This is a genomic window from Polaribacter sp. SA4-12, assembly GCF_002163675.1.
Lineage (GTDB): Bacteria > Bacteroidota > Bacteroidia > Flavobacteriales > Flavobacteriaceae > Polaribacter.
The window spans coordinates 3,102,790-3,115,556 of record NZ_CP019334.1; the positions used below are offsets into that span (position 1 = coordinate 3,102,790).

The 12,767-nt window shown below is 30.2% G+C and carries 8 protein-coding genes and 1 tRNA gene; 3 read left to right on the top strand and 6 right to left on the bottom strand.

The window, feature by feature from the left end; all coding sequences use genetic code 11:
• The first annotated feature begins 14 nt into the window (after positions 1-14).
• A complete protein-coding gene (locus BTO07_RS13490) occupies positions 15-1,235 on the top strand; it encodes a metallophosphoesterase (protein WP_087521729.1) in 1,221 nt (406 codons plus the stop codon).
• Between the two features lie 88 nt (positions 1,236-1,323).
• Positions 1,324-1,617: a thioredoxin family protein gene (locus tag BTO07_RS13495; RefSeq protein WP_087521730.1), complete on the top strand. Its 294-nt coding sequence runs from the start codon at positions 1,324-1,326 to the stop codon at positions 1,615-1,617.
• Between the two features lie 249 nt (positions 1,618-1,866).
• On the opposite strand, the gene BTO07_RS13500 is transcribed toward BTO07_RS13495, so the two are convergent.
• Positions 1,867-2,508 (bottom strand): polysaccharide deacetylase family protein, encoded by a 642-nt coding sequence (locus BTO07_RS13500; protein ID WP_087521731.1) that lies wholly within the window; start codon positions 2,506-2,508, stop codon positions 1,867-1,869.
• A gap of 7 nt (positions 2,509-2,515) precedes the next feature.
• The gene (locus BTO07_RS13505) at positions 2,516-5,593 is read right to left on the bottom strand and encodes a glycosyltransferase family 117 protein (RefSeq protein ID WP_087521732.1); all 3,078 of its coding nucleotides are present in this window, start codon (positions 5,591-5,593) and stop codon (positions 2,516-2,518) included.
• A gap of 169 nt (positions 5,594-5,762) precedes the next feature.
• Between BTO07_RS13505 and BTO07_RS13510 the strand changes: the two genes are divergently transcribed.
• Positions 5,763-5,834 (top strand) — tRNA-Gln (locus tag BTO07_RS13510).
• 65 nt (positions 5,835-5,899) lie between these two features.
• On the opposite strand, the gene thrC is transcribed toward BTO07_RS13510, so the two are convergent.
• The 4 genes from thrC to BTO07_RS13530 form a co-directional block, all read right to left on the bottom strand.
• Positions 5,900-7,183 (bottom strand): threonine synthase, encoded by a 1,284-nt coding sequence (gene thrC / locus BTO07_RS13515; protein ID WP_087522655.1) that lies wholly within the window; start codon positions 7,181-7,183, stop codon positions 5,900-5,902.
• Positions 7,184-7,277: 94 nt separating this feature from the next.
• The gene (locus BTO07_RS13520) at positions 7,278-8,201 is read right to left on the bottom strand and encodes a homoserine kinase (protein WP_087521733.1); all 924 of its coding nucleotides are present in this window, start codon (positions 8,199-8,201) and stop codon (positions 7,278-7,280) included.
• A gap of 148 nt (positions 8,202-8,349) precedes the next feature.
• Entirely contained in the window at positions 8,350-10,788 is a 2,439-nt protein-coding gene (gene thrA / locus BTO07_RS13525) for a bifunctional aspartate kinase/homoserine dehydrogenase I (RefSeq protein WP_087521734.1), read from the bottom strand.
• Positions 10,789-11,106: 318 nt separating this feature from the next.
• Complete coding sequence (locus BTO07_RS13530) at positions 11,107-12,666, bottom strand: hypothetical protein (RefSeq protein WP_087521735.1); 1,560 nt, start codon at positions 12,664-12,666, stop codon at positions 11,107-11,109.
• Positions 12,667-12,767: the final 101 nt, after the last annotated feature.

Consider the following 12,767-nt stretch of genomic DNA (forward strand, 5'->3'; position numbering starts at 1 on the left):
AAGACTTACTTTGTATGCGTTGGATTATTCGATTAACTATTTTATTTGTAATTGTTCTTGCTTTAGAATTTTATGCTTTTCAAGCATTAAAAACAGTATCAAATAGTAAAATAATTAGATATTCTTGGATTCTAATAAGTGTTGTAGTATATATAAACTTCTTTTACGTTGCAATTACATACGATAAAACACAAGGTCAAACGCCCCAATTTCAAATGGCAATGGGCGTAATGTTGACTGTCTTATTACCAAAATTAGTTATTCTAATAGCAATGTTTGGTGAAGATATTTACAGGGGAATTTTTAAGTTATTCTCTTTTATCTCATCCGAAGAAACAAAACCAATAGCAGGAAGAAGAAAGTTTATTTCTCAGTCGGCATTATTTTTAGCGGCAATTCCATTTGCATCATTTATTTATGGAATTATTCAAGGAAAGTACAATTACAAAGTCTTAAAATATCAGTTAAGTTTTAAAGATTTGCCAGATGCTTTTGATGGATATACAATTACTCAAATTTCAGATATTCATTCTGGAAGTTTCACTAACAAAAAGAAAATACAATATGGAGTTGATTTAATCAACGAACAGAAATCAGACATTATGCTTTTTACAGGAGATATTGTAAACAATAAAGCAGATGAAATGGATGATTGGATTGATGTTTTTTCTCAATTAGAAGCAAAAGAAGGTAAGTATGCAATTCTTGGTAATCACGATTATGGTGATTATATGGAGTGGACAAATCCGCAAGATAAAGTTGATAATTTTCAGAGAGTAAAAGACATTCATAAAGAAATAGGTTTCGATTTATTATTAGATGAACACCGTTATTTAGAAAAAGACGGACAAAAAATAGCGCTTGTTGGTGTAGAAAATTGGGGAAAAGGATTCAACCAAGCAGGAGATTTAGAAAAAGCATCTTCCAGTATTAACAAAGAAGATTTTAAAATATTAATGTCTCACGATCCAAGTCATTGGGAACATATCGTTAAAAAAGACGATTTTAATTATCAATTAACGCTAAGTGGTCATACACATGGTTTGCAAATGGGAATCGAAATTCCTGGTTGGTTTAAATGGAGTCCATCGAAATTTGCTTACAAACAGTGGGCAGGTTTGTACGAAGAGTTTGGACGATATATAAATGTAAACCGAGGTTTTGGATATCATGCATTTCCTGGTCGCGTTGGTATTTGGCCAGAAATTACCGTTATAGAATTGAAAAAAGCCTGATAATCAGACTATTTAAATGCTTTTATATATCTTTGTTCTTTAACCAGTAACTGTTTATACGTTTTTCCCCCCTTAAAAACTTTATATTATGGCAAAATTTGGAGAATTAATTAGTGCTCAAAAGCCTGTTCTAATCGACTTCTATACAGATTATAACGATGCAGAAAACACAGTACACACTTTAAGAGATGTTGCTGCAGCTTTGGGTGATAAAGCCAAAGTAATTAAGATCGATATTACAAAGAACGAAACACTCGCAGATGCCTTGCGTGTCAAAGGAAATCCTACTTTTATGATTTATAAAAATGGCGAAATGAAATGGCGTCAAACAGGTATTCAAGATGCAAATACTTTAATCGGTTTGGTGCAACAATACATTTAATTTTAGAAGCTATTTCCTGCTTTCCACTATATCTTTTTTATGAAAAATAAAAAAGGATGTCGTTTCAATCAGGGCTAAACTTGTTTGCTGGCTATTTGTCATTGCGAGAAACGAAGCAATCTCTGAATGTAATATCAAATTATTATTTAGAAACTATTTGTCATCCCTGTGAAAACAGGAATCCATAGTAAGTCAATTAATAATAAAAAAGGAGAGGGTGAATTTCTAAGTCCTCAAGAATAAAAAACATTAAATTCCTTTAAAAACAAACCCCTTATCAGAAAAGGTTTTTAAAACTTTTGGAAGCGCATATTCCATTCTTTCAGCAGCTTTTACACTATCATGAAAAACAATAATACTTCCTTCTTTAGTATTCTCCTGTACATTTTGTAAACACTTTTCTTTAGAAATTGTAATATCAAAATCAGCAGATAAAACATCCCACATAATAATCTTGTAATCTCTTTTTAGTAACTCTTTTGCCTGCGATTTTTTGATTTTTCCATAAGGAGGTCTAAACAATTGCTGTTTAATTGTTGAATCGTTGAATTGTGTAATTGTTTTGTTGCACTCTAAAATATTATCAATATAATCTTCAGTGTTCGTTTTCCAGCCCTTTAAATGGTTTTGTGTGTGGTTTCCTATAGAATGACCATCAGAAATAATTTTCTTAAATATTTCAGGATGATTTTTTATGTTCTTTCCAATACAAAAAAAAGTAGCTTTTGCGTGGTGTTTTTTTAATTCAGATAAAACAAATTCGGTAATTTCTGGAGTGGGTCCATCATCAAAAGTGAGAAAAATTTCTTTTTTATTAGATGGAAAACGCCACGTATATTTTGAGAAGAATCTCATTATAAAACGTGGCGTTCTGGGGAAATATTGTTTCATTTAAAACTTATTCTTCATCTGGCATTAAGTGCCTAAAAAGCTTTACAATTTCAATAAATTCATTTTGTAATTTACTTAAATATTTGTCGTCTTTTCCTTCTTTTTCAACTTGACCAATAATGTTTCTGTACATGTATAAAGTTGTATCAATTTCATCAAAAATTAAATCTGTGTCTTGTTCAGAAAAAGTACTCAACCAAATTGCTTTTTCTTTAAACAAAGTAATTAAAGTTTCTACGGTTTGTCTTCCTTTTTCTACATTACCCAACTTTAAATACATTTCTGGATATCCCAAAGATAAGCTATAATGATCAAAATCTTGAATTGGCATTTTATCTAAACTTAAATCTAAGACTTCAATTGCTTTTAAAGTATCTCCTTTTTTAGCAAAAGCTTCAGATAATCGCATTAAACTATTACGCATAGAAATTGAATTTCTTTTAGTTTGTTCGTCTAAATAGATTTTACCATCATTAATGTTTCTCCAATTCCATTTTTGAATATTTGCATACATTTTCTCTGGGTCAATTCTTCCCATGTCAAACAAACTCTTTTTAGCCATTGGTGTTTTAATAGGTACCAATTTATAAGCTAAACCATCTAATTGTAAATAATCTTTTAACCAGATATATTCTTCATCCGCATTTGCGCCACCAGTAAAGTAGATAGGTCTTTCCCAATCGTTATTGGCAAGAATATCTAACATTAAAATACGGTTTTTAAATAAGGCTCTATCATCAATAGTAATATCAATATAAGGTAGAATTTTATCTGCATCTTTTTGAGCTACAATTCCGTTTGCTAACACTTTTTGTTTGTTAACAGGAATTCTAATTCTATTTGTTGGATAAAATTTTTCTTTAGAATTATTTTCAGTTTCAACATACGTAGCGTCACTATCAGAAGCAATCCAACGCATAAAGTTTTTAATGGTCATCACAGAATCTTTAAAACGAGGATGCTCTAAAGAATATGCAACATCTAACGTTCCATATTTATATTGATCGTGTTCTAGTTGTGATGGAATAGGAGGTGCTTCATAAGTTGCACGCTTCATTTGGTCAATATACCAATCTGTAGCAAAAAGTGACGTATTTACTAATTTAATATCAGTTCTAATATTCTCTACTTCTTGCATGTACCAAAGTGGGAACGTATCGTTATCTCCAATGGTAAACATAATTGCATTTTCGTCACAACTTTCTAAATAAGCTTGCGCATTTAAATGTGTTGTGTATCTGTTAGAACGATCATGATCATCCCAGTTTTGTGAAGCCATTAATGTTGGTACTGCTAAAAGTGAAACAACAGAAACTGCAATTGCAACTGTTTTTTTGTTTGCAAAGTTTTTTAAGTATTCATACAAAGCAAATACTCCTAAGCCAATCCAAATTGCAAAAATGTAGAAACTTCCTACAATTGCGTAATCTCTTTCTCTAGGCTCAAATGGTCTAGGGTTTGTGTAAAAAATAATAGCAAAACCTGTAAAAGCAAAGAATAAAAATAGTGTAAAGAAATTTTCTTTGTCCCATTTTATTTGGAATAACAAGCCAATGATTCCTAAAATTAAAGGTAAGAAGTAGTATTTGTTTCTTCCTTTATTATTTAAAACTTGAGAAGGTAAATCTTTCTGAGAACCTATTCTTATTTCATCAAGAGCATCAATTCCGCTAATCCAATTTCCATTGAAAATATCTAAGTTTCCTTGTATATCATTTTGTCTTCCAACAAAATTCCACATAAAATAACGTCCATACATGTAGCCAAATTGATAGCTCATCATAAACTTTATATTCTCTCCAAATGTAGGTCTACGTTTGCTATTTTGTGGAATACCAGCAATAGATTTGTACATTTTCTCTGAAGCAGAGTTTACCATTCTTGGTATAAAACCTTTATGTTTATCAGAATAATTAGGTATAACGCCTTCGTAATTATTTACAATTTCGTACTTGCCATTTCTTTTCTCATACTTAGGTTTGTCATCCTTGTAAGGTTTATTTGCATCCTGTTCTCTTTCATAAGAATTAGAGTAATATGTGTCATAAAAAACATTAGCATCTCCATATTGCTCACGTTCATAATATGCTAATAATTCTCTTGCACTTGAAGGATCGTTTTCATTAATTGTAGTATTTGCATTTGCTCTAATTGGTAACATCATCCAAGATGAAAAACCAATCATAATAAATAATACAGAAAGAATTAATGTATTTGTATGTACTTTGTTTTTTTTGCGTGTAAAGTTTAATCCGAAATAGAATAAAGCGACTAAAATAAGTGCAGCAATAATAGATCCAGAGTTATAAGGCATTCCAATTGAATTGATAAAGAACAATTCTGATGCACTAAAGAACTTCAATGTAAAAGGAAATAAAAATTTAAAGACAAACATTAAAACAACGACAGAAATTACGGTTGCAATTGCAGTGGTTTTTAAATTGATTTCTTTATACGTTTTAAAGAAATACAGCATTACAATTGCTGGTATAACCAATAACGAAAGAATGTGTACTCCGAATGATAAACCTACTACAAAACTGATTAAAATTAACCATTTGTTACCTCTAGCAGTATGTATTTCGCTTTCCCACTTTAAACCTAGCCAAAATAATAAAGCCATTAAAAATGATGACATTGCGTACACTTCACCTTCTACAGCGCTAAACCAAAAACTATCAGAAAATGTATACGCTAAAGAACCTACAATAGAACTACCTAAAATTGCAATGTATTTTCCTTCGGAAAACCCACCTGTTTTTAAAGCTAGTTTTTTAGATAGATTCGTAATCGTCCAAAACATAAATAAAATGGTGAACGCACTTGCTAAAGCAGACATAAAGTTTACCATTTTAGCAATTTGATCTAAACTTGAGGTAAACATTGCGAAAAATGCTCCTAACATTTGAAATAAAGGTGCTCCTGGAGGGTGTCCTACTTCTAGTTTAACAGAGGTAGAAATATATTCTCCACAATCCCAAGCACTCACAGTTGGCTCTAATGTTAAGGAATATGTTATTAAAGCAATGGCAAATGTAGCCCATCCTAAGATGATGTTCCATTTTTTAAAGTTTGCTGATGTCATAGTTGTTTGATAATGTGTGGCGAATTTACTAATAAATATGAATAAAATTAGTTGAGAACTGTTTTTATACGTGACAAATTCATCATAAATGTTTGTTAAATTGAAAAAATATTAAAAAATGTTTGCAAGTTCTATAAAATGGATTAAATTTGCACCCGCATTAGCGCATTGGCCTATGGTGTAATTGGTAACACACCGGTTTTTGGTACCGACATTCAAGGTTCGAGTCCTTGTAGGCCAACAAAAAAGTCCTAACAAATTTAATTTGTTAGGACTTTTTTACTTTTATAGAAATAACGTATTTGATTATTTCATTAAATAAGCTTTCAAATCTTCATAAGTTGAAGCTTTTATAGCCACTTTAGTATTATTTATTACTTTTTTAATTTGTTCTGGAATTTCTACTTTAACAGGTAAAGTTTCTTCAACAACATCTAAGAACTTCACTGGATGCGCAGTTTCAAGAAAAACACCAAATTCGTTTTCTTTTAATCCGTGCTTTTTTAAACCTAAATAACCAACAGCACCATGAGGATCTGCAACATAACCAGAATTGTTGTAGATTTTTTTCATTGTTTCTCGAGTTTCATCATCAGAAAAACTATACGAAGAAAAAGCGCTTTTAAGAGCTTCTAAATCATTATTAAACAATTCTTGTATTCTAATAAAGTTACTTGGGTTACCAACATCCATAGCGTTAGAAATAGTAGCTTTAGATGGTTTTGGTTTGTAAACTCCGTCAACTAAATAATTAGGAACCGTATCATTCACATTTGTAGATGCTACAAAGTGTTTAATAGGTAAACCTAATTTTTGTGCCATAATTCCTGCACAAATATTTCCGAAGTTTCCACTTGGTACAGAAAAAATTAAATCTTTATGTTTTTTGTGTAATTCTTTATAAGCGAAGAAAAAGTAAAACATTTGTGGTAACCAACGTGCAACATTTATAGAGTTTGCTGAGGTTAATGTTTTTGTGATTTCTTCATCTAAAAAAGCTGTTTTCACCATTTCTTGACAATCATCAAAAACGCCATCTACTTCTAGTGCAGTAATATTCTGACCTAAAGTTGTTAATTGTTTTTCTTGAATATCACTTACTTTTCCTGAAGGATATAAAATAACAACATTTACGCCTTTTGCTCCTAAAAAGCCATTTGCAACTGCGCCTCCTGTATCTCCAGAAGTTGCTACTAAAACAGTAACTTCATCATCACTATCTTTATTGAAATACTCTAAACATTGTGCCATAAATTTAGCGCCAACATCTTTAAAAGCCATTGTTGGTCCGTGAAACAATTCTAGAGAAGCAATATTATCATCAACCTTTACTAAAGGGAAATCGAAAGAAACCGTTTTTGCAACAATGTCTTTTAATTTTTCAGCAGGAATTTCATCACCTACAAATTGTTTTATTACTTTGTAAGCAATTTCGTGATTCGAATAATCAGAAATGTTTTCAATAAAATCTTTTGAAAGTTTCGTGATATTATCAGGAAAATAGATTCCTCTATCTTTTGCTAAACCTTGAACAACTGCGTTTTTAAAAGTTGAAATTGGTGATTTATGATGTAAACTGTAATAGTTCATTTTTTTTTTGATTTTGTCTGTCATTGCGAGAGAAACGAAGCAATCTATTTGTTAGAAAGAGATTACTTCAGTCATTCTTCCTTCGTAATGACGATTATTCTAATATTTTTATTCCTTCTGGATTCACTTTTGAAATAAACATCTCAAATTTAATTCCAGTATTTTTATAACTTTCTTCTATGCTTTTGTAAACGTTTTCTGCAACTTCATCACCTTTACATAAAGCAAAAATTGTTGGACCAGAACCACTAATTCCAGCTCCTAAAGCACCTGCTTTTGTTGCGCTATTTTTAACATCGTCAAAAAATGGAATTAATTTTTTTCTATGAGGTTCAACAACAATATCGACTAAAGAATTACTGATTAAATTGTAATTATCAGTATATAAACCGCTAATTAAACCACCAACATTTGCCCATTGCGTAACTGCGTCTTTTAACGCAATTTCTGTAGGTAAAACATCTCTAGCGTCTTTTGTTTTTACTTCTATTTGTGGATGAATCGCAACAACTCTCAATTCACTAGGAACTGGTAGTTTTATAATTTCTAAAGGATTGTAGCTTCTCACTAAAACGAAACCTCCATAAATAGCTGCAGAAACATTATCTGCAATTGGAGTTCCACAAGCAACTTCTTCACCAAACATAGCGAATTTTGTCAACTCTAAATCAGAATACATATTTCCTAATAATTGATTTGCGCCAAAAGCAGCTCCAGCAGCACTTGCAGCAGAACTACCTAATCCACTTCCTGGGGAAAAACCTTTATGAATTGTTAATTCAATTCCGAAATCGGCATTTGCTTCATTCAAAACTTTTTTAACAACAGCACTTGCAGCATTTTTATCAACATTGTATGTTAAATCTGCACCTGTGATATTTGTTATTTTAACACCTTTTTCCGTTGTCTTGGTAAACGTCATTTCATCTCCAATTGCATCAACGGCAAAACCTAGAGAATCGAATCCGCAAGAAACATTAGCAACAGTTGCAGGAGCAAATATTTTTAAATAATTCATAATTTCAGTTTGCAGTATTCAGTTTCAGTTTGCAGTCAGTTGTTAACTGAAAACTAAATACTCATTTTATTTATTTTTTTAGTTTATCAATTTCAGAAATAATTTTCAGTAAGTTGATTACTGAAAACTGCTACTGCTAACTGAAAACTTATTGATTCGCAATTCTAATTACATCAGCAAAAATACCAGAAGCAGTAACATCTGCACCAGCACCAGCACCTTTTATGATTAAAGGATTTTCTGGATATCTGTCTGTGAAAAATAATACAATATTATCACTTCCTTCTAAATTATAAAAAGGATGATCAGAAGGAATGTGTTGTAAACCAACATTCGCTTTTCCGTCAACAAATTCTGCAACATATTTTAAGCGACAATCTTTGTCATTTGCTTCTTTAAAAATGTTTTGAAAATGCCCTTCATTCTTAGTAAGTGAAGTGTAAAAATCGTCATTATTATCAGTTTTTAAACTGTCTTCAGGTAAAAAAGCATTGTTTTCGATGTCTTCTAATTCTAATTGATAACCACTTTCTCTAGCTAAAATTAAAATTTTACGAGCAACATCAACTCCGCTTAAATCAATTTTAGGATCTGGTTCTGTATATCCTTCTTTTTGAGCAGCTGCAACAACATCATGAAAAGTTGAACTCTCATTAAAGTTATTGAAAACAAAATTTAAACTTCCAGATAAAACTGCCTGAATTTTTTGAACTCTATCTCCAGAATTGATTAAATTTTTAAGAGTATCTATAATTGGTAAACCTGCACCAACATTTGTTTCAAATAAGAAAGATGCATTGTATTTTCTTGAAACTTCTTTTAAGGTTTTGTAATTATCAAAGCTAGAAGCACAAGCAATTTTATTACAAGTCACTACAGAAATACTATCTCTTAAATATTTTTCATAGATTTCAGAAACTTGTTGGTTTGCTGTGTTATCTACAAAAACACTATTTCTATGGTTAGATTCTTTTACTTTTTTATGAAAACTATCTAAAGTTGTTGGCTCTCCGTTTTCTAATGCTTCTTTCCAGTTATCTAAATCGATACCATTATCATTAAAAGCCATTTTTCTAGAATTAGCAATTCCAATAACTCTAATATTTAATTTTAAGTTTTCTTTTAAGAAATCTTTTTGCTGTTGTAATTGCGCTAAAAAGCGTTCTCCAACATTACCAACACCAGTTACAAATAAATTTAATTGTTTTTTTCTTTCTTCAAAGAATTGCTCGTGTAAAATATTTAAAGCTTTTTTTGCATCGTATTTATTGATGACAGCAGAAATATTCTTTTCTGATGAACCTTGTGCAATTGCTCTAACATTTACATTATTTCTTCCTAAGGCGCTAAACATTTGTCCGCTTAAACCTTGGTAATTTTTCATGCTCTCGCCAACAACAGCAATAATTGCCAATTCTTTTTCTACAATGATTGGCTTTATTTTTTTCTTGTCTATTTCTATGCTAAAAGTTTCGTCTAGAAGATCTTTAGCTTTTGCAGCATCGTCTTCATAAACACCGACACAAATTGAATGTTCAGAAGAAGCTTGTGTAATAAAAACAACATTTATTTTTGCTACAGAAAGTGTTTCAAACAAACGTTTAGAGAATCCAGGAATTCCAATCATTCCACCACCTTCTAAAGTAATTAAGCTAATATCTTCTATATGAGAAATTCCTTTAACTTCATTTCCGTTTTCAGGGTTCTTACAAATTAAAGTTCCAACGCTTTCTGGGTCAAAAGTATTTTTAATTCTAATCGCAATTTCTTTTCTTAATGCAGGCTGAATTGTTGGAGGATACAAAACTTTTGCACCAAAATGAGACAATTCCATTGCTTCTTCATAAGAAATTTCTGAAATAGGATACGCTTGTTTTACAACTCTAGGATTTGCAGTATACATTCCGCTAACGTCTGTCCAGATTTGTAATTCATCAGCATTTAAAGCAGCAGCATAAATTGAGGCTGTAAAATCAGATCCACCTCTACCTAATGTTGTAGTTTCTTCAAATACATTTGAAGAAATAAATCCACCTAATACAGTAACTTGATGTTTGTTTTCTTCAAAAAATGAAGCTATATTTTTATTAGTAACTTTAAAGTTAACTTGAGCATTTAAGTACTCGTCATTTGTAATTACTAAATCTCTACTTTCTTTATGATTCGCATCAAATAACTCTTTTGCAGCATTTGCAATGATATATGATGAAAGTCTTTCGCCAAAGCTAGAAACTTTTGCTAATGTTTTGTCAGATAACTCTTGTAATAAAAAGATACCTGAATAAATTGATTCTAATCTATCAAAAAGATAAGCAACCTCTTTATCAACTTCTTTTAAGTTTTTTGTAATTAAATCTTCAATTATGTCAAAGTGCAAATCTTTAATTGCATCTAAGATTTTTTTAGCTGAGATAATGTCTTCTAAAGCTTCATTAGCACCTGCCAGTAAATTATTTGTCGTTTTTCCGAAAGCAGAAACTACGACTGCGATTTTTTGTTTTTTAGAAGCTGCCTCAACAATTGCTAAGACTTTTTGTATGTTTTCTGAAGTTGCGACAGATGAGCCGCCAAATTTTAATACTTTCATTTTGAATGAATAGTTAGTGTAATTTAATTTTTTATTGAGTTTGCTTCGCTGTTGTTCGAAACAATATATAACCTATGATGATATGAATTTAGCAGAACCCCTAAAGGGTAATTGTTGTAGATGTGCTAATAATTGTGCGCATAGAAATACAAACTACATTTGTAGTTTTTGAAGAGTTAGTATGTGTATTAGATAAATTCACATAGCAAAAATAGGAGTATTATTTAATTTTTAGCCTTTCAGTAGAGATTATTTCCTTTTTTTAAGTAATTTATACAGTATTGTTAGAAAACGGCTATTTCAAATGTTATTTTGCTACTATTTAGTGAGTTGATTTGTTTTTTCTTTAATAATTAAAGCAATAGGTTTATTTTGAATCTTGCTTTCTAACCACGATAAAATGTCTAAATATAAGAACGCCCTTTTTTCATAAGGATGATTTTCAAACTTTTTCAGCTTTGAATGAATCTTCTTGAATTCATTTTTAATTTCATGTGGAAAAACATCACTCAAATCTCTAATAGAAGCTAAGAAAACCTTCTGAACTTCTTGTAGGTTTTCCATTTTCAATAAAAACTTGTAAGTGTCTACAAATTGTCTTTCTAAATCATAATCTAAACCACATTCATAATGTGCAATCAAATTTAAAATACGTGCAAAACATTGTAAATCTTCAGCAGAACCGATGTTTTTAGATCGAATTATTTTTTGCAAATAGGTAATGCATAATTTGTTTTTACCCATTCCGAAATACAGACAAGCTATCTTATAGTATAGTAAAACGATATAGTGATTATCGAGTCTGTTTTTATATTTATCAATCTTATTATTGATAATATCAACCAAATATTCACCTTTTTCAAAGGAACCTTCTAAGAAGTGAAGGTGTAACTTATTAGAATAAAAATACAAGAATATCAATAATTCTGTATTGGTATTCATTGGTATTGATTTCTGATCTATTTCGTGCTCAAAAAGAGTCAATTCTTTTTTAAAAGTAGAAACTTTTTTCACTAAAAAAGAGGCTTCTAAAAGGTAATTTTTAGATTTTAAATAGAAAACTGGATGTACGTTTATTAGTTTTTGGTTATCAAATAAATCTACACATTTTTTAGCATATTTGTAACTCAACAAAAAATCTTGCACTAAAAAACTGTGCCATAAATGTGCCTTAAAAAGCCATAATTTTTCTCTAAAACCTAAGGTTTGATAATCGTATTTTGGCATTCTATCACTAAAGTACTTATCAACAAACTTTAGCTCCTCTTTATTTTTTACATAACCGTTCTGTATTAGATGGCTATATAATTGAAGAGATAAATTAGATAGCTTACTCGCAATAACATTATCTTGACTTAATTCTTTTGCTTGAATAGAGAGTTGATTTGCTCTCGTACTTAAACTTCTTGTAATATATTGTGTTTCTATTACTTTTTCGAGTTCAACTATTTCGTAGGCAATATTTTTTTCTTCATTATCTAAAGCCATGTTTTTGGCTTTTTCTAATAATTTTAAACTCTGTTTGTATAATCCTTTTTGATATAAAACAGTTGCAAAATCTAATTGTTCTCTAATTTGAATTCGTACATTTTTGTGTGCAGGATTCAAACGTAAACTAATTAAAATTTGTTTGTATAAATGAGCTTTTAGGTTAGAAAGTTGCTGTTTAGAAACAATTCCACTTCCAATAATTACCTTTTCATCATATACTTTTAGCTTTTCTAAAAATTTGAATAATGAGAAAAATTTGGCATCGATGTTTCCACCTAATCTACCTACGTATAAATTAAATTGTCTCTTTTCTGATTTAGTTAAAGACTTAATCAAAACAAAAAGAGCATCATTTTGTTGATTGGCTGATGTAACACTTTTGCTCATAAAAAACTGAGGTTTAATCTGTTATGATTTTGTAAATGATATTAGAAATCGTACAGTTCTGTAAAAATAACTATTTATTTTAATCTCTATATATACATTTG